Raw genomic sequence first — 15,813 nt, 5'->3', positions numbered from 1 at the left:
GTAAGCAACCTGGAGGAGTCTCAGCCATGGATGACGACGACTTTGATGCCCTGTATCTGGACCTGATGAAGGAATTCCTGGCCACTGCCACGCCCCTTCAGTGGCTGGCCGTGGTCACCACCATGAACTACGACAACGGCAGCGCGCTGCCCGACTGGATCAGCAAGTATCCCAAGCTGGAGCCGGCCGTTGCCAAGGCCTTGTACTGGTATCAGCAGCCGGGCTACTTCCAGCACTATGCTTCGCAGGACAAGGTCCCCAGCATCAACCGCTCAGGCTGGGCCCGTGTGCAGGCACTGAGCCAGCGCTTTGAACAGGGCAATCTTGCTCCGGCCACCATTGGCTGGGATCCGGCCAACGATCTGGCCTCGCCCACGGGCAATGAAAAGCATCCTGGCTATGACTGGACCAGCGAAGCCGTCAAGGGCGATGAAGCCAAATGGCAGATTCCGGCCATCATGCTGCAGGCCGTGCCCGGCGAGCAACCCGATATCTATGCCTATGTCGACGAGCATGGCTGGGAAGACGGCATGCCGCCTCATGTCCAGGAGGAGCTCAATGCCGCCATGGATGGGGACGAAGTCGAGGATGAGGACTGAGGCCCAGAGCCTGCGCGCGATGGCCTGGCAATGGTTGTAGCTCAGGGCATATGTAAGCATGCTTGCAACCCAAGCCCAGCGCCTGGTGAGTAAAAATAGCTCTTTGGGTATCTTCTGGCGATACCTTGTGAAGGAACTCTTGGCTTGAGAGAATGGATTTTCTACTATCCGTTCACCACAACTTTCGAGACAAGCTCATGAACTCTCAAGCCGTCACCAGCCACAAGCCTTCAACAGCCTTTGTCGGCGCATCCTGGGCCGCCTTGCTGCTGGGTGTTGTAGCCTTCATGGCCGGGCTGTGGAATGCAGCCATGCAGCTCAACGAAAAAGGCTTTTACTTTGCCGTGCTGGTGCTGGGCCTGTACTCGGCCATCTCGCTGCAGAAAACCGTGCGCGACAAGCTTGAAGGCGTTGCCGTGACCGGCATTTACTACGGCATCAGCTGGGTGGCGCTGATCATCGCGGTGCTGCTTCTGGGCACAGGTCTCTTCAACGCCACGTTGCAGCTCAGCGAAAAAGGTTTCTATGCCATGGCTTTTGCGCTGGCCCTGTTCGGTGCGATTGCCGTGCAGAAAAACACCCGCGACAGCCTGAGCGCCGACGATGGAGCAGCAGAGCGCAAGCGCGGCAAGAGCGAGCGCAGCGGCCCCGCTCTGGTGGTGACCGATCCCGCCAAGCCTGCCGATGTGCCTGAGCAGGTGGTCAATAACCGCTGAGTCGAAAAGCCGTTTGACGGCTGAACATCAGGCGCTCCTTTGGGGCGCCTGATTGTGTTGGCGCAGCTGCATTTGCTGCGCCACAAACTGCTTGAAGACTTCATGCAGTGTTGCATTGGCTGACCCATCTGCGGTCCAGTTGTGTAGCTGTGCCAGGGCCTGGGCCGCTGCCTCGAAGCTGGAGAGCTGCCCTGGCAGATGGGCCTTGCGGATGGCGTAGCCGGAGTCCTCCACATTTTGGAGGGGCAGGCGGGGCAGGGCTTGCAGTGCAGGATTGAGATAGAGCATCTTGCGGCTTTTGCGCCAGGTGCCGTCGATGACCACCAGCCGAAGGCGCTCTGGCGGCTGCGGCCAGGGCAAGGGTAGGGGGCTGGCCGCAGCCAGCCCCAGGGCGGCATCCTGCTCTGCGGTATCGGGGTAGAGCAGCAGGCTGTGGCGTGGCGCACCATCGGTATCGGCCCAGCTGGCCCAGCTTCCATGGAGAGCCGCTTCCAGCTCGGTGGCATCGAATTCCTCGCCCACCATGACCCGACTATGCGGCAGACACAGATGCAGCAAATGCCCCGTGCCCTTGGCTTCATGCACTTCCATGGGATGCATGAGGATCAGCACTTCGGCCTGATGCGCGACCGCCTGGGCCAGCGAGCAGATGCAGGTACGCAGTGCTCGGTGACAGTGGGGGCAGCGGGGGCGAGAGTCAGGTCTGCTCATGATTCAAGAGCTGTTTGTGCCTTTGGAGAAGGCAAGGCGATTTTTATTCAGGCCGATGTCCCTGAAACAGCAACGCCCGCAAGCATGGGCTGCGGGCGCTGTTGAGGGAGTCGTGAAGGACTTACAGGCGACCCTTGAAGTAGGTGGCCTTGTCCATATCGGATACGTCCACGCTCAGCTGCACCATCACATCGGCAGGCTGGGGCACGAGGCGGCTCAGGACTTCGGCGATGCCGTCCGACATCTGCTTCTTGGCTTCGGTGCTGCGGCCTGCCATCAGCTGCAGGTGTACATGGACAAAGCCGCGCTTTTCGGGCTGGGTGCCGATATAGACATGGTCCATGTTCAGGCGGGCAATACGGGCCTTCACATCGGCTTCATCGAGAACGGTGGGATGGGAGCAGACCACAGCGTTGATGTCGCGCATCAGTTCGCGCTCGTTCAGGCCGGTCAGGTTGTCGGTGTATTCAATATGCAGATGAGGCATGGAGTTCTCTCGCTCGGTGTTGGAGGCAAAAGCCGTTTTTACAGCATCTGGGTGGGCACTTTGTGGCGCAGCTCGACCTGTTTGTTGCTGTCGTCCACAAAGACCAGCTGGGGCTGGTGCTCGGCCACATCGCTTTCATGAACCTGGGCAAAGGCGGCAATGATGAGCAGATCGCCCACGCTGGCGCGGCGAGCGGCCGAACCGTTGACGGAAATCATGCCCGAGCCGCGCTCGCCCTTGATGGCGTAGGTCACGAAGCGCTCTCCGTTGTCGATATTCCAGATATGGACCTGTTCGTTTTCAGCAATGTTGGCGGCATCCAGCAGATCCTCGTCGATGGCGCAGGAGCCTTCGTAGTGCAGCTCGCATTGCGTGGTCTTGACGCGGTGGATCTTGGATTTGAGCAGGGTGCGGAACATGGTTGTCTCTCTGGGGCGCTTTGCGCGTTGCTGGAATGGGGCAGGCCTGTGCTTGCGAAAAATCACGCAAGTCTAAATGCGATCGGTAAAACCCATGTAGTTCATTGAGGGCATTGACAGGGAAATGCGGCGCCTGCGCATTCTCGATGTCGATAGTTCTGCCAACCGCTGATGTAGGACGATGTGACGATTGTGGTTGAGATTGTTGTTTTGTTGAGAATTTAAGGGTTGTAACTAATGTTTCATTTTCACTTTGTTTAATGACTTTAGTCCCAGACGGGGCCCGTCCAAGGCAGGCCATTTCCGTACTGCATGGGCTTTCTCATTTCTACAAACAAGTGAACAGCATGAAACGAACTCTTCTCGCCCTTGCCGCCCTGACCGTTTCCGCCGGTGCCCTGGCTCAATCCAGCGTGACCGTCTTTGGCGTGGCCGACGTGTCGGTAGCCCACATCTCCACGACCGGCAAAAGTGTTTCCGGCCTGGCCAACGGCGGCAACTCCAGCAGCCGTCTGGGCTTTCGCGGCGTGGAAGATCTGGGCGGCGGCCTGAAGGCCGATTTCTGGCTGGAGGGCAGCCTGAGCGTGGACGACGGCACGGCTTCCGGCTTCAAGTTCGATCGCCGCTCAACCGTCAGTTTGCTGGGCAACTTCGGTGAAGTCCGCCTGGGTCGCGACAAGACCCCCGCCTACCAGAACCTGGAAACCTTCCATGCCTTTGGCGACACCGGCATGGGCGCCATCAATGGCCATAACCTGATCAGCGGCTCGGCTGCAGGCACCTCCGAAGGCTCCAACCCCAAGCGCAACTCCAACGCCATCAGCTATCTGCTGCCCAAGCTGGGCGGCGTCTACGGCCAGCTGACCCATAGCTTTGGCGAGCAGGCCGACGACCACAGCCTGGCCAGCTCCACCGGCCTGCGTCTGGGCTATGCCAACGGTCCCCTGAACGTTGCCGCAGCCTACGGCATCGCCCGCGGCGGCACGGCTGCCGCTGGCGTGGACTACAAGACCATGAATCTGGGCGCTTCCTACAACTTCGGCGTTGTCACTCCCATGCTGCTGATCGCGTCCGACCGCGGCAACGGCAAGCGTGTCGATCTGTACAGCCTGGGCGTGAAAATGCCTCTGGGCGCCGGCGAACTGCGTGCTGCCTACACCTGGTACAAGGACAAGAAGCAAAGCGATGCGGACTCCCAGCGTCTTGCTCTGGGCTATGGCTACAAGCTGTCCAAGCGCACCGAAATCTATGCAGCCGTGGCGCGCATGAGCAATGACGACAAGGCTTCCCGCAAGCTGGGTTCGTCGCTGAGCCCTACACCCGCTGTGGGCAAGAGCCTGACGGGCTACGAAATCGGCCTGCGCCACAATTTCTAAGAGCATGGGCAGCAAAGAGCTGCGGCGGCTGCCGCACTCTGCTGCCTGATGATCTTGCCGAGTTAGGCCTCCTGGTGGGGAAGCCGTCTGACTCTCAGCAAGCTGGCCCCGCAATAGCGGGGCCTTTTTTTGGGGTTTGTTTCGGGGCTTATGCGGCGGCTGTCTTCAGGACAGATCGAGCACGCAACCGTCGCCGATGCTGTCGCGCCAGACGCGGATGCGGCTGGGCGCGGGCTCAAGGTCGGCCAGGGCATTGGCGATGAAGAGACAGAGGTTTTCCAGCGTGGGCTTGCCCAGGCCCGGCACTTCATCGAGAAAGTGATGGTCTAGCTGATCGCGCAGCAACTCCAGGCGCGCGCGCAGGTGGCCGAGGTCGATGACCATGCCGTTGTCCGGATTGCGCGGGCCTCTCACGCTGACCTCCGCCCAGTAAGTATGGCCGTGAATGCGGCGGCTGCTCTCGGTCTCGATAGCCCGCTCCAGGGTATGGGCGGCATCGAAGAAAAAACGCTGGTGAACGGTGAACTGCATAAACGTTATTTCTGGCTTTGCGCATGCAACCGGCACGCACCAACGCCAGTGACAGCAAGCAAGGGCCTGGGCCGGCCGCGCCGCCCCGCAGCGAGGCTGTCGTCTCCCTCCCGCGTAGCGAGAGAGGGGGAAGGCGCGAAGCGACTCAGGGGGTGTTTCATCGAATGCCCGTGAGCTTGTGGGTTTGCAGGCTCAGGCGCCAGCCGGGGCGCTGCATGCATTGCGCGATACAGGCGGCAATATTGCTGCCCTGCTGGGCATTGTCCATGGGCTGCAGAAAATAGTGCTGGAACTCGGTGCTGGCTTCAATGGCCGCCAGGTCGAACGTGGGCTGAGGCCAGACCAGCTTGAGCTCCTGCCCGCTGCGCTGAATCCAGTCGGCACCGGCCTTGGGGCTGATGCACAGCCAGTCTATGCCTTCGGGTGCGGCCACCGTGCCATTGCTTTCCACCGAGATACGAAAACCGCGCGCATGCAGGGCGGCGATCAGGGCTGGGTCGACCTGCAGCAAAGGCTCGCCGCCAGTCAGCACCACCATGCGGTGCCGGCTGTCGTCGGCAGGCCACTGGCTCAGGATGCGCTCGGCCAGTTCATCGGCCGTGGCGAACTTGCCGCCCAGCGTGCCGTCGGTGCCGACAAAATCGGTGTCGCAGAACTGGCAGATGGCATTGGGCCTGTCCTGCTCGCGGCCGGTCCACAGATTGCAGCCCGCAAAGCGGCAGAACACGGCCGGCGTGCCGGCCTGGCCGCCTTCGCCCTGCAAGGTGTAGAAAATTTCTTTGACGCTGTATGTCATGTCGTAGGTGTCGCGTCAAGGCGCGGTGGAACAGGAGGCTGGCATGCTGCAGCCCAGGATGCGAATGTAAGCCCTTGCTGAACTTCTGGTGGGCCATAGGGTTACAAGGCCGAGGCCCTGCAACTGTTCTCCGGCCTCACACCGGGGTATAGGCCAGGCGCACATAAATGGGCGCGTAGGCTTCGGCCTGGGTGATTTCGATCAGCGTTTCCTTGGCCAGCTCCAGCATGGCGATAAAGGTGACGACCAGCACGGTCGAGCCTTTTTCCGGATTGAAGATGCGCTCGAACTCCACAAAACGCTGACCCTGCAGCTGCTTGAGGATCTGGCTCATGTACTCGCGCACCGACAGCTCTTCGCGCGTGATCTTGTGGCTTTGCACCAGCTTGGCGCGCTTGAGGATGTCGCGCCAGGCGGCTTGCAGCTCGCCGATTTCCACATCCGGAAAGCGCGGTTGCAGGCTTTGCTCGATATAGACCGTGGCCTTGAGAAAGTCGCGCCCGTAGGTGGGCAGCTGTCCCAGTTGCTGGGCGGCCAGCTTCATCTGCTCGTATTCGAGCAGGCGGCGCACCAGCTCGGCGCGCGGATCCTCGGCTTCTTCGCCGTCCTCCTGCTTCTTGGGCGGCAGCAGCATGCGCGACTTGATCTCGATGAGCATGGCCGCCATCAGCAGATATTCGGCTGCCAGCTCCAGATTGCGGCTGCGCACCTCGTCCACATAGGTCATGTACTGGCGCGTCACGTCCAGCATGGGGATGTCGAGGATATTGAAGTTCTGCTTGCGGATCAGGTAGAGCAGCAAGTCCAGCGGGCCTTCAAAGGCTTCGAGAAAGACTTCCAGCGCATCGGGCGGGATATAGAGATCCTGGGGGAGCGCAAACAGCGGCTCGCCGTACAGGCGTGCCAGGGCCACCTGATCGACGACCGAAGGCGACGGATCAGAAGCGTCCGGGTTCTGGCCCGGCAACAGGGTCTGTTCTTCAGCCTCGCTCATGGTCTGCTATGGATTGCAGAGCTGAGCGCGCTTGATGAGTAAGCGCTTGAGGCTGATTTCATCGAAAAGATCAGGAGTGGTTGGTCTGGTACACGTAGGGCTGTTGTTCCACGCGACCGGCGCGCAGATCTTCCCAGACTTCATAGTTCACGTCCTTGTCCCACAGCAGGGCGCGACCGGCTTGCTGTTGCTTGTCCAGCTCGGGCTTTTGCTGCTTCAGGTCGTTGATGAAGTTGGTGGTGTCGGAACGGTAGTCGGGGCGGCGGAAGAAAGACATATGTGTAAAACCTCTCAGAACAGCGGATTTTAGCCCGACGCGGGCGCCAGGCCCGCACCGGGCCTTTAGAACGTGCTTGCGATCTCCTCGCGCCGCGACAGAGGCTTTGCGGGATGGGATGCCAGGGGGCGGCCCCCCGCGCGCGATACCGCAGCAATAGCTCTGCTGTTGCGAGGATTTGCGCGGACGGCGAGGCAACGCCGCAGACCGCCCCTGACCGGGCGTCCGCAAAGACACTGTCCCGAAGGGTTGGAGCGAAATCGGGCGATTTCTACGCGCTGACTCTTGCTTGCACCCCGGTGCAAGCGGCGAGCCACCGCTTCGAACTCATCCCGATTGCGCTCCAACGCGGCTGCGTAGAGATCGCAAGCTCGTTCTTATAGATCCTTGAGACAGATCTGCGCGAACTCCTTGCATTCGTCCGAGGCCAGTGGCGAATCGACGATCTTGCGCAGCACGGCGGCAAATTCGGCGGATCCGACCGGGTTCGGATCATTGCGCTGGAAGTCCTCGTCCACGCGCATGGTGCGGTCCAGCCAGCCTATCACCTGCACGCTGGGTTGGCGCTCAAGCGACGCCAGCAAGGCCGGGGTGTAGGAGGCCATGGGGTGCTCCTCGATCAGGCTGCCGAACGGACCGGGGCCGCCGTAGTCCAGTTCGGGATAGGTTTCGATCAGCGCCAGGATATGGGGCAGGACCTGCTCCAGTGCGGCGTCCTGCAGTGTCTCCAGGTGTTCGTAGACGGGATCAATGATCAGCCATTTGTCCTGCTGATCCCGGGCCGCCTGTGCTGCGCTGCTGAATTGGGAAAACAGTTGTTCTAGGGTTGTGCTCACTGGGGATGACTCCGTTTTGACAAGCGTTTGCAAAAGTGGCGCGTGTGCGCGGGTGGCTTGATGTCAGAATTCGCATTCTGTCTGGCAAGCATTGTGATTCAAGCCCATGAATATTTTTTCCCGTTTGACGGCGGCCCTGGCGGCGGCTGCAATCAGCACCCTGGCGCTGCTGGGCTGTGACGAGCAGAAGATCAAGGAGCTGGAGGAAGGCCTGTCCACCGAGGCCGATGTGCGTGCGAAGTTTGGCGAGCCCGAGCGCATCTGGAACGAGGAAGATGGCTCGCGCACCTTCGAGTACAACCGTCAGCCTGCCGGCGCCAGGAACTACATGATCACCATAGACGCGGACGGCAAGATGAGTGCGCTGCGTCAGGTGCTGGCTCCGCATGTGTTTGCCAAGGTCGTGCCCGGCATGGAGGAAAACGAGGTGCGCCGCATGCTGGGCAAGCCCGCCAAGATGATGACTTACAAGCTCAAGCAGGAAACCGACTGGGACTGGAACTACATCGATCCGCCCACTCGCGAGATGCAGTTCACGGTCACCTTTGGCTCCGATGGCCGGGTGCTGCGCACGCTCAACCGCGAGCGCCTGCCCGACGAGTCGCGCGGCTGATCGCCTGCAAAGCCACCGGATCTGTTCAAAGCCCTGTTTGCGATGGCGCAGACAGGGCTTTTTTGCCTCTGGTCTGAAGAGGGGCTGAATGCTGTGGTGGCGGGGGAGTCGAGATGCTTCTGAATTGATAGCTTTTGACGCTTTCCCTGTAAGCGATGGATGCCGAAAAGCTTGAAATATACGACGGAGTTGCGCCTGAAATTCCCCTTCGAGATTTGTTGCGTTGCAGCAAATCATGTGCATACAGCATGAGTCCATCCGTAAAATTAAGGGGTTTCCCGGTGTTATCCGCACCGGCTCGCCCCGGTCTTTATCGAGATCATGGGCATCAATCTTGCTGTCTTACCCGACATGTCCACACCGCTATCTTCTTCGGCCAGCTCTGCACTGGCCGGCCGCATGGATGCCCCCGCTGCTGCTGCACCGGCCACTTCGGGCCTGCGCCATGGCCGCTTCGAGGACGCGCAGGCCCTGTTCACAGGCTCGCTGTTTGTCTCCATCACCATGATGCTGTTTGCGCAGGCGGGACTGCTCACGGGCAGCACGGCGGGCGTGGCCTTTTTGCTGCACTATGTGACGGGACTGCCTTTCGGTGCCATTTTCTTCGTCATCAATCTGCCGTTCTACTGGTTTGCCTGGAAGCGCATGGGCGCGGAATTCACGATCAAGACCTTTGTCTCGGTTGCCATGCTGGCGCTGATGGCCGATGTGGGCCCGCGCTTCATTCATATCGACTACCTGAATCCGCTTTATGCGGCCGTGGCTGGAGGCTTGCTCATGGGATCGGGTTGCCTGTTCCTGGCACGCCATCATTCCAGCCTGGGCGGGGCCACCATCGTCTCTCTTTATCTGCAGGACCGCTACGGCATTCGCGCCGGCAAGGTGCAGATGATGATCGACTGCACTGTTGTGCTGCTGGCGCTGGCCATCGTGCCGCTGGAGCGTGTGGCGTATTCGGTGCTCGCCGCGGTCATCATGAGCATGTTCCTGTGGATCAGCCATCGCCCCGGCCGCTATCAGGGCAACTGAGGTCTGTCATCCATGAAAAAGCCCCGCTCCGGTGCAAACCGGACGGGGCTTTTTCATCGCCGGGCCGCCCAAGATGAAAACGCCGGGGCCACCTAGGCCCTCTCGGAGGGGCCGCGGCCACACGTAGTGGGCAAGCGTGGGGAGCCATTTCTCATGGCTCTCGCGATCAGGCGACGCTGATCGTCTTCTGGGCGCTCAGTGTCTGGCCTTGCTCGTCCTTCCACTGCATATTCAGCTCGCCGCTTTCGCGCGCCACAAAGGTGAACTCGATATAAGGGTTCTGGGCAATCGAAATACCTGGCTCCCAGGCAAACAGCAAGGTATTGCCCAGCCGGGCTTCGAAACGGCTCACGATATTGCGCGGGCGCACCTTGCCCGTGGCCGGGTCGGTGCGCAGACCGCTTTCCATGACATGTTCCATCTGCGCGCGCACGCGCAGCACTTCGCCCTTCTTGGGGCTGGCATTGCTGACCCAGACGCGGGGTGGCTTATTCATCTAAATTCCTTTCAGTTCAGGCATCCATCGTGAATGTGGATGCAACTACGCCCCGAACCAGAAGTGGGCCTGGGCCAGCAACCGCCGCGCAAAGACCGACCTGCCGCGCGGGCGGTGTCCCCCTCGGCCACGCAAAGCGTGGCACAACAGAGGGGGAAGGCGCGCAGCGACTCAGGGGGTGTTTCCAGATTCACATGCCGCAGCCGCTGGCGGCCACGGTCGTTGCCTGTTTGGCGACCAGGATCTTGCCGCTTTTCATGCGTGCCAGGGCATGCACGGTCTGCGACTGGGACAGGCGTATGCGCACCGCCGCCTCGGCCGTTCCGGCTGCTGCAGTGAACTGCATGCGGCAGGTCAGCGGCGAGGGGTTGAGCTCGGCCAGCACGATGATCTCCTCGCACCAGTCCTGCTCGGTGATGGGCAGCGTCACTTTGACCTTGACGGGCACGGCGCTGGGGTTGTCGGCCAGCACGGGCACATCGAGCTGCAGGCCTTCGGCCAGGCCGGGCTTGCCGCTCGTGAACTGCTCCATGGCTTTTCTGAACTCGGCCGGGTTGGGGGCCAGCGGTCCGACCAACGGAGCCTTGGCCTGGGCGAGAGCAGGGGCGGGCAGAGCCAGACTGGCCCCGGCTGCCGCCGCGCTCAGCACCATGCTTCTACGGGTGGTGTTCTTGAACATTGCTTCTCTTCAATCCAATCAACAAAACTTCAAAACTCGCACCGGCTCCAAGCGAGAGACGCCAAGCAAGAGCCGCCTCGCGGCGGGGGCGCCTAGCAGAGGGCGTCGTCCCCCTCCCGAAGAGAGAGGGGGAAGCGGCAAAGCCGCTCAGGGGGAGATTTAAGTGCCCAAGAAATCACCGAACTTGCCGTTGATCCAGGCAAAGTCTTCCTTGACGAGATCGGAGGTGCGCACATCCATGTCGATCTGGGTCTGGTTGACCTGGCCGCTGGCGTCCACCTCGTATTCGAACTTCACCGAAATTTCTTCCTGAGGGTCGCCGTTGACCATCATGTAGCAGAGGTTGTCGGGCAGCCGGGCCACGACCTCCTTGCCGGCCACGCGCTCGGCAATGTTCCGGGCGACGATCTTGCCGATGTAGTTGGCCACATGGCCGCTCTTGGGATAGTGGCCGAACTGGGGCGAGATCGCGCCCATCAGATCGCCCACAAAGTAGACGCGGTCGTCGCTCCTGGCATGGAACAGACGGTTATGCATATCGGCCCAGCCCGTGGGCTTGCCGGTGGCGGCATCCTTGCCTATCAGGTCCGCCTTCCAGACCATGTCGGCGGCCTGGTGGGGCGGCATGAGGATGGCGTCGTCGAACTTGAAGTCGCCCGCAGCGGTCTTGATCTGCTTGTTGAAGGGGTCCACTTCCTTGACGCCGGCATTGGGCACATGGGTGATGATGTCTGCGTACAGCTCCTCGAAAGCCTGCTTGTAGCCCACGCCTATGGGGGCGATCTTGGGCTTGGGGTCGAGGATCAGGATCTTGCCGGGAATCTTGTTCTTCTTGATATGCCAGGCGATCAGGCAGGCGCGCTCATAGGGCGAGGGCGGGCAGCGATGCGGTGGAGGCGGCAGCGTCATCACCAGCGTGCCTCCCTTGAAGTTCTTGACCTTGCTCTTGAGCGAGAGCATTTCCTGATTGGGGATGTAGGCGTTGGGAAAGTGGGTGCGCGTGTACTCGATGGCGCGTTGGTCGTTGCCAAACCAGGCCTCGTAATCGTTGCGAATGCCGCCCGAGAGAATCAGGAAGTCGTACTCGATCAGGCCATGGGCCGTGCGCACCAGCTTTTTGTCGCGCTCGAAGCCCGTGATTTCGGTCTGCAGCAGCGTGTAGCCGTATTTGTTGGCCGGGTGCAGCATGTCGCGGTTCACGAAGTCCGTGCCAACTATGTCCACCAGCCACTTGTTGCTCATGGGGCCGGACCAGAAGGTCGGATTGCGCTCCAGCAGCACGACGTCGGAAGCGGGAATCAGCTCGCGCAGATAGCGTGCCGCCGTCATGCCGCCCCAGCCGCCGCCGCAGATCACGATGCGAGGCCCCTTGCCCTTGCGCGGCAGGATGGGCGACTGGCTGCTGATGATGGCGGGTGCTGCCATTGCCGGGCCGGCAGCGGCGCCCAGGGCGAGTGCGGGCGGAGTCCAGAGGAAATGGCGACGTTGCATGAGCATTGCTCCTGTAATGGGAATGAGGGCCTGATCCAGGCCTCGGATTCGGTGGAGGGAAGCAAGCTTGGGCGCAGCGCGATGGGATTGCCTCTCAGCCGACACGCGGCACAAGCAGAGCTGGTGGCTGGAGATTCTAGGAGCAGGTCCTGATCCGGAGGTGAATACCCAAGCGAAGCCAGCGCTATTGCTGGCGTAGCAGGCGCAGGCTGAGAAGCGCTCCGAGCAGGATGCCGGCAACGGCCGCAAAGCTGGCTAGCGACAGCGTGGACAGCCCGCTCAGTCCCTGGCCTATGGAGCAGCCTGCGGCCAGCACGCCGCCAACTCCCATCAGCAGGCCGCCACCGGCGCTGGCAGCCAGGCGGCTGGTGGAGTCAAAGCCTTCCCAGCGTGCCGTGCGACTGCCAAGGGCTGCGAGAAATGCGCCGGCGAGCACGCCCGCCGTCAGCGCCAGGCCTATGCCGGGCTCGCGTCCCACGGACAGCTGCAGATAGAGCAGGGCCTCGGCAATCGGGCCGATGAAGCTCAGCGAGGTGAGGCGGGCCGGCTCGAACTCATCGACCCCGATATGCGCAGTCAGCCACCAGCCGGCAGCCACCAGCAGGCCTATGAGCAACGCGCTGCTCCACTGCAAGCGGCTTTGACGCAGGCCGGGACGCAGCAGGGCGTAGGCCAGCAGCAGCAAGGCCAGCCCAAGCGTCAGCAGCCATGTATTCAGGGAAGACAGATAGGCGGGCAAGGTGGCCTGGGCCAGCGTGAGGGGGGCGAGGGCCTGCAGCCACAGGCGCAGAGGCGTCAGCACACCAGTCATGGCCAGTTGCGCGCCCAGCGCCAGAAACACCAGGGTGACCAGAGAGCGCAGATTGCCTCCCGCCAGCAGCACCAGAGAGCGTGCGCCGCAGGCGCGTGCCAGCACCATGCCGATGCCAAACAGCAAACCACCAATCAGCACGCCAGCCATGGAAAAGCTGGGCCGCGCAATGGCGGCCTGGCTCAGATCGAGCATTCCCAGAGCCTGCAGCCCCTGCGAGGCCAGCAAGGCTACGGCCAATGCCAGGGCAAAGGCCTGCAATGCAGGTGCCTGGCCCGCAGCGACTTCGGTATCTCGCCCCATTTGCTGGCGCAGGCCGCGCAGCAGACAGAAACGCCCCAGACGCGCGGCGACGCCGAAGGCCATGCCCAGCAAAAAAACAGACCACAACAACATATCAGTCGTTCAATAAAGCAGAGGAGGGCGGGCGGCAGAGATTCACACCAGGCGCATGAAGCGTGAAGCTTCGCGAGGGCTGGCGAGCAAGGGCCGCCCTGCAGCAAAGCCAGCGTCCCCCTTCCCGCAAGCGAAGCGCAACGAGAGAAGGGGGAAGGCACGTCAGCGCCTCAGGGGGATGCCTCTATTCAACCACCCCAGATATCCGCGCTGATCGCCTTGTACCAGGCTGCGCCGTAGTCGGCCTCGGCCTTGCGGAAGGCCGCATCGCCGTTCAAGGGGCTCACGCCGCCGGAGTCTGGCACCTCGATCAGCTTGCCCGCCGCCGTGCGGTAGACGCCGGCCACGGAGATGCCGTAATCGGTGCCGATCAGGCTGTAGCAGGTATTGGCAAAGGCCGCCGCAGGCAGGGGCTGGCCGCTCAGTTCGGCGGCAATCGCGGCAGCGGCTACCTTGCCTTGCGTATTGGCGGCAAAGCCGGACTTGGGCATGGGCGCGGCAATCGTGGCGTCGCCCAGCACATAGACATGCTGGACCTGAGTGGACTCAAAGGACTCGGGCTTGACGGGCACCCAGCCGCTGGCATTGGTCACGCCGGCACGGTCGGCAATAAAGCCGGCCTTCTGGGGCGGGATGACGTTGAGCACATCGGCCTTGTGCCTGGTGCCGAACGCGGTTTCCACTTCCAGGTTCCTGGCATCCACGCGTGTGACCTTGCCGTCATCGGCCTGCTTGACCCATTCGATCATGTCGCCATAAAGCGCTTTCCAGCCCTGAATGAACAGGCCTTGCTTGGAGAAGGCATCCTTGTCGTCCAGCAGCAGAATCTTGGACCGGGGTTTGTGCTTCTTGAGGTAGTGCGCCACCATGGCCGCGCGCTCGTAGGGACCGGGCGGGCAGCGGAAAGGGTTGGCAGGGATGACCATCACGAACTTGCCGCCGTCGGGCATGGCTTCGAGCTGCTTCTTGAGCAGTTGGGTCTGTGCTCCGGCCTTCCAGGCATGGGGAGCGAGTTGGGCGGCCGCCTCGTCATAGCCTTCCAGTGCATTCCAGCGCATGTCGATGCCGGGCGAGAGTACCAGCTTGTCATAGCTCAGCGCCTGACCGTTGGACAGCAGCACGCGCCTGGAGTCGGTCAGGACCTGGTCGGCACGTGCATGGACCACGTTCACGCCGGCCTTGCGCAGACCGCCGTAGCCGTGGCCTATGCTGTCCCAGCTGCGCAGGCCGGCCAGGTACAGATTGGAGAAGGGGCAGGTATAGAAGCGCTCGGCCGGCTCCACCAGTGTGACCTGGATATGCGGTGCGAACTGGCGCAGATAGCGCGCGGCCGTGGCTCCGCCAAAGCCGCCTCCGATCACGACCACATGGGCCGAAGCTGCCTTTGCCTGCACGATGGCGGGCACGGCGAAACTGGCTGCGCCGGCGGCGGCACCGCCGAGAATTTGACGACGATTGATCTGCATTTACTGGCCCTTCTTGCTGAACCACTGGGCCAGCGCTTTGAGTTGCTCATCGTCGTAGCCCTTGGCCAGACGGGTCATGACGGTGGCGTCCTTGGCGGTGCCGGCCTTGAAGGCCTGCAGGCGCTGCAGCAGATGGGCCTCGGGCAGGCCGCGCAGCTGGGGAATGACGCCAGTGGAGCGGCCGTCCGGGCCGTGGCAGTTGGCGCAGCTGGCAGCCAGCACGGCCACATCCTGCACACGCAAGGAGGTGGCAGCAGGGCTGGCCAGGCTGGGCAGCGGCGCTGCCAGGGCAAAAGCCAGCCATAGCGCAGAGCGCGCTGAAGTGAGCAAGGGTTTCGATCGCATGGGGCCTCCCGTTGTCCCCACGCAAGGCCGCGTGGGGGATTTATGACCTCGATGCCTGAATGTGCGCGGCCTTTGTTATGTGTGGTGAATGTCGAGCATTCTTCTGGGCAGGGGCGGAGCAGGCAGAGCTGATGGAGTCGGATTCTAGGAAGCGGACCGGCTCTGACAAGCTCAATATCCCGGTGGTGTAACAGGAAGTTATTGGTTATTTAGTTATGCGCTGCGCTTGTGCTTGCGGGTGCGCGCCAGGGCATGAAAAAACCGCATTGCGCTATCTGATGTGTAGCGAGATGCGGTTTCCTGTGAACGGATGCGGGTGATTCGTCAGTTTTGCGGCGGCAGTCCGTCAGAGGGCGCGGCAGGCATGGTGTTGGCGGTCGCTGCCGGCATTTCTGCCGCTGCGGGAGCGCTTGCCGACGGATCGCGGTAGCGAATATTCACGCCGCTGGCATCGGGCTGATCCTCATCCATCAAGGCATCGGCGGCCTTGCCAACCCCCTTGCCCACGATCTTGGCTGTGCCGATGGCGGCATCGGCGGCCAGGCCCACGGCCCCGGCTGTCACGCTGATGGCAGTGCCGGTGACGGCGATCACGGTGCAGCCCGAAAGCGCCAGGCATAAAAAAGCTCCAGCCAGCCAGAAGCCGCAGGAGCCTGATGAGGCACGCCCCCGGGAGGAGACACCGGGCAAGCGCCTAAGGCGGCCCTGCCGCCTCGCGGCGAAGGTGTCGTCCCCTCGGGGGGAA

The 15,813-nt window shown here is 62.0% G+C and carries 20 protein-coding genes; 5 read left to right on the top strand and 15 right to left on the bottom strand.

Features of this window, described 5'->3' with window-relative positions; genetic code table 11:
* The first annotated feature begins 26 nt into the window (after positions 1-26).
* Positions 27-599: a DUF4274 domain-containing protein gene (locus tag MPZ60_RS20145; protein WP_034355721.1), complete on the top strand. Its 573-nt coding sequence runs from the start codon at positions 27-29 to the stop codon at positions 597-599.
* A gap of 197 nt (positions 600-796) precedes the next feature.
* Positions 797-1,315 carry an inner membrane protein YiaA gene (yiaA, locus tag MPZ60_RS20140; RefSeq protein ID WP_003065781.1) on the top strand — a complete coding sequence of 173 codons (519 nt, stop codon included), beginning with the start codon at positions 797-799 and terminating at the stop codon, positions 1,313-1,315.
* Between the two features lie 27 nt (positions 1,316-1,342).
* Here the strand turns inward: yiaA and MPZ60_RS20135 are convergent, their stop codons facing one another.
* From MPZ60_RS20135 to panD, 3 genes are all read right to left on the bottom strand, one after another.
* The gene (locus MPZ60_RS20135; protein ID WP_034355719.1) at positions 1,343-2,026 is read right to left on the bottom strand and encodes a tRNA-uridine aminocarboxypropyltransferase; all 684 of its coding nucleotides are present in this window, start codon (positions 2,024-2,026) and stop codon (positions 1,343-1,345) included.
* A gap of 121 nt (positions 2,027-2,147) precedes the next feature.
* Positions 2,148-2,513, bottom strand: coding sequence for a 5-carboxymethyl-2-hydroxymuconate Delta-isomerase (locus MPZ60_RS20130; RefSeq protein ID WP_034355716.1), 366 nt, complete (start codon positions 2,511-2,513; stop codon positions 2,148-2,150).
* 38 nt (positions 2,514-2,551) lie between these two features.
* Positions 2,552-2,932, bottom strand: a complete 381-nt coding sequence (panD, locus tag MPZ60_RS20125; protein ID WP_003065787.1) for an aspartate 1-decarboxylase — start codon at positions 2,930-2,932, stop codon at positions 2,552-2,554.
* A gap of 347 nt (positions 2,933-3,279) precedes the next feature.
* On the opposite strand from panD, the gene MPZ60_RS20120 reads away from it, so the two are divergent.
* Positions 3,280-4,308: a porin gene (locus MPZ60_RS20120; protein WP_034355713.1), complete on the top strand. Its 1,029-nt coding sequence runs from the start codon at positions 3,280-3,282 to the stop codon at positions 4,306-4,308.
* Between the two features lie 165 nt (positions 4,309-4,473).
* On the opposite strand, the gene MPZ60_RS20115 is transcribed toward MPZ60_RS20120, so the two are convergent.
* The 5 genes from MPZ60_RS20115 to MPZ60_RS20095 form a co-directional block, all read right to left on the bottom strand.
* Positions 4,474-4,839, bottom strand: a complete 366-nt coding sequence (locus MPZ60_RS20115) for a 6-carboxytetrahydropterin synthase (RefSeq protein WP_003065792.1) — start codon at positions 4,837-4,839, stop codon at positions 4,474-4,476.
* A gap of 157 nt (positions 4,840-4,996) precedes the next feature.
* Complete coding sequence (queE, locus tag MPZ60_RS20110; RefSeq protein ID WP_034355711.1) at positions 4,997-5,635, bottom strand: 7-carboxy-7-deazaguanine synthase; 639 nt, start codon at positions 5,633-5,635, stop codon at positions 4,997-4,999.
* Between the two features lie 136 nt (positions 5,636-5,771).
* Positions 5,772-6,629 (bottom strand): ScpA family protein, encoded by an 858-nt coding sequence (locus MPZ60_RS20105; RefSeq protein WP_003065796.1) that lies wholly within the window; start codon positions 6,627-6,629, stop codon positions 5,772-5,774.
* A gap of 70 nt (positions 6,630-6,699) precedes the next feature.
* The gene (locus MPZ60_RS20100; protein ID WP_003051953.1) at positions 6,700-6,906 is read right to left on the bottom strand and encodes a DUF3460 family protein; all 207 of its coding nucleotides are present in this window, start codon (positions 6,904-6,906) and stop codon (positions 6,700-6,702) included.
* Positions 6,907-7,283: 377 nt separating this feature from the next.
* Positions 7,284-7,742, bottom strand: coding sequence for a hypothetical protein (locus tag MPZ60_RS20095; RefSeq protein ID WP_034355709.1), 459 nt, complete (start codon positions 7,740-7,742; stop codon positions 7,284-7,286).
* 106 nt (positions 7,743-7,848) lie between these two features.
* Here MPZ60_RS20095 and MPZ60_RS20090 point away from each other — a divergent pair, with 106 nt between their 5' ends.
* Both MPZ60_RS20090 and MPZ60_RS20085 read left to right on the top strand, forming a co-directional pair.
* A complete protein-coding gene (locus MPZ60_RS20090) occupies positions 7,849-8,355 on the top strand; it encodes a hypothetical protein (RefSeq protein ID WP_034355707.1) in 507 nt (168 codons plus the stop codon).
* Between the two features lie 321 nt (positions 8,356-8,676).
* Entirely contained in the window at positions 8,677-9,384 is a 708-nt protein-coding gene (locus MPZ60_RS20085) for a YitT family protein (protein ID WP_003065804.1), read from the top strand.
* A gap of 166 nt (positions 9,385-9,550) precedes the next feature.
* Here MPZ60_RS20085 and soxZ read toward each other — a convergent pair whose 3' ends face one another.
* The 7 genes from soxZ to MPZ60_RS20050 all read right to left on the bottom strand — a co-directional run bounded on the left by soxZ (position 9,551) and on the right by MPZ60_RS20050 (position 15,662).
* Positions 9,551-9,880 (bottom strand): thiosulfate oxidation carrier complex protein SoxZ, encoded by a 330-nt coding sequence (soxZ, locus tag MPZ60_RS20080; RefSeq protein WP_034355705.1) that lies wholly within the window; start codon positions 9,878-9,880, stop codon positions 9,551-9,553.
* Between the two features lie 190 nt (positions 9,881-10,070).
* Positions 10,071-10,559 carry a thiosulfate oxidation carrier protein SoxY gene (locus MPZ60_RS20075; RefSeq protein WP_034355701.1) on the bottom strand — a complete coding sequence of 163 codons (489 nt, stop codon included), beginning with the start codon at positions 10,557-10,559 and terminating at the stop codon, positions 10,071-10,073.
* Positions 10,560-10,718: 159 nt separating this feature from the next.
* Positions 10,719-12,050 carry an FAD/NAD(P)-binding oxidoreductase gene (locus MPZ60_RS20070; RefSeq protein ID WP_034355815.1) on the bottom strand — a complete coding sequence of 444 codons (1,332 nt, stop codon included), beginning with the start codon at positions 12,048-12,050 and terminating at the stop codon, positions 10,719-10,721.
* 184 nt (positions 12,051-12,234) lie between these two features.
* A complete protein-coding gene (locus MPZ60_RS20065; RefSeq protein ID WP_034355697.1) occupies positions 12,235-13,257 on the bottom strand; it encodes a YeeE/YedE family protein in 1,023 nt (340 codons plus the stop codon).
* Positions 13,258-13,445: 188 nt separating this feature from the next.
* The gene (locus tag MPZ60_RS20060; RefSeq protein ID WP_034355694.1) at positions 13,446-14,723 is read right to left on the bottom strand and encodes an NAD(P)/FAD-dependent oxidoreductase; all 1,278 of its coding nucleotides are present in this window, start codon (positions 14,721-14,723) and stop codon (positions 13,446-13,448) included.
* Complete coding sequence (locus MPZ60_RS20055) at positions 14,724-15,053, bottom strand: c-type cytochrome (protein WP_034355691.1); 330 nt, start codon at positions 15,051-15,053, stop codon at positions 14,724-14,726. It abuts the gene before it with no gap.
* A 339-nt stretch (positions 15,054-15,392) separates the two neighbouring features.
* Entirely contained in the window at positions 15,393-15,662 is a 270-nt protein-coding gene (locus MPZ60_RS20050; protein ID WP_231905935.1) for a hypothetical protein, read from the bottom strand.
* Positions 15,663-15,813: the final 151 nt, after the last annotated feature.

The organism is Comamonas sp. 7D-2, assembly GCF_022749555.1.
GTDB classification, from domain to species: Bacteria; Pseudomonadota; Gammaproteobacteria; order Burkholderiales; family Burkholderiaceae_C; genus Comamonas; species Comamonas thiooxydans.
Note: the sequence above shows the minus strand (reverse complement) of the source record. Positions and strands in the feature narration are given on the sequence as shown.

Coding starts and splice junctions, on each gene's coding strand:
- MPZ60_RS20145 (WP_034355721.1), top strand. CDS start 27: ATGGATGACGACGACTTTGATGCCCTGTATCTGGACCTGATGAAGGAA.
- yiaA (WP_003065781.1), top strand. CDS start 797: ATGAACTCTCAAGCCGTCACCAGCCACAAGCCTTCAACAGCCTTTGTC.
- MPZ60_RS20135 (WP_034355719.1), bottom strand. CDS start 2,026: ATGAGCAGACCTGACTCTCGCCCCCGCTGCCCCCACTGTCACCGAGCA.
- MPZ60_RS20130 (WP_034355716.1), bottom strand. CDS start 2,513: ATGCCTCATCTGCATATTGAATACACCGACAACCTGACCGGCCTGAAC.
- panD (WP_003065787.1), bottom strand. CDS start 2,932: ATGTTCCGCACCCTGCTCAAATCCAAGATCCACCGCGTCAAGACCACG.
- MPZ60_RS20120 (WP_034355713.1), top strand. CDS start 3,280: ATGAAACGAACTCTTCTCGCCCTTGCCGCCCTGACCGTTTCCGCCGGT.
- MPZ60_RS20115 (WP_003065792.1), bottom strand. CDS start 4,839: ATGCAGTTCACCGTTCACCAGCGTTTTTTCTTCGATGCCGCCCATACC.
- queE (WP_034355711.1), bottom strand. CDS start 5,635: ATGACATACAGCGTCAAAGAAATTTTCTACACCTTGCAGGGCGAAGGC.
- MPZ60_RS20105 (WP_003065796.1), bottom strand. CDS start 6,629: ATGAGCGAGGCTGAAGAACAGACCCTGTTGCCGGGCCAGAACCCGGAC.
- MPZ60_RS20100 (WP_003051953.1), bottom strand. CDS start 6,906: ATGTCTTTCTTCCGCCGCCCCGACTACCGTTCCGACACCACCAACTTC.
- MPZ60_RS20090 (WP_034355707.1), top strand. CDS start 7,849: ATGAATATTTTTTCCCGTTTGACGGCGGCCCTGGCGGCGGCTGCAATC.
- MPZ60_RS20085 (WP_003065804.1), top strand. CDS start 8,677: ATGGGCATCAATCTTGCTGTCTTACCCGACATGTCCACACCGCTATCT.
- soxZ (WP_034355705.1), bottom strand. CDS start 9,880: ATGAATAAGCCACCCCGCGTCTGGGTCAGCAATGCCAGCCCCAAGAAG.
- MPZ60_RS20075 (WP_034355701.1), bottom strand. CDS start 10,559: ATGTTCAAGAACACCACCCGTAGAAGCATGGTGCTGAGCGCGGCGGCA.
- MPZ60_RS20070 (WP_034355815.1), bottom strand. CDS start 12,050: ATGCAACGTCGCCATTTCCTCTGGACTCCGCCCGCACTCGCCCTGGGC.
- MPZ60_RS20065 (WP_034355697.1), bottom strand. CDS start 13,257: ATGTTGTTGTGGTCTGTTTTTTTGCTGGGCATGGCCTTCGGCGTCGCC.
- MPZ60_RS20060 (WP_034355694.1), bottom strand. CDS start 14,723: ATGCAGATCAATCGTCGTCAAATTCTCGGCGGTGCCGCCGCCGGCGCA.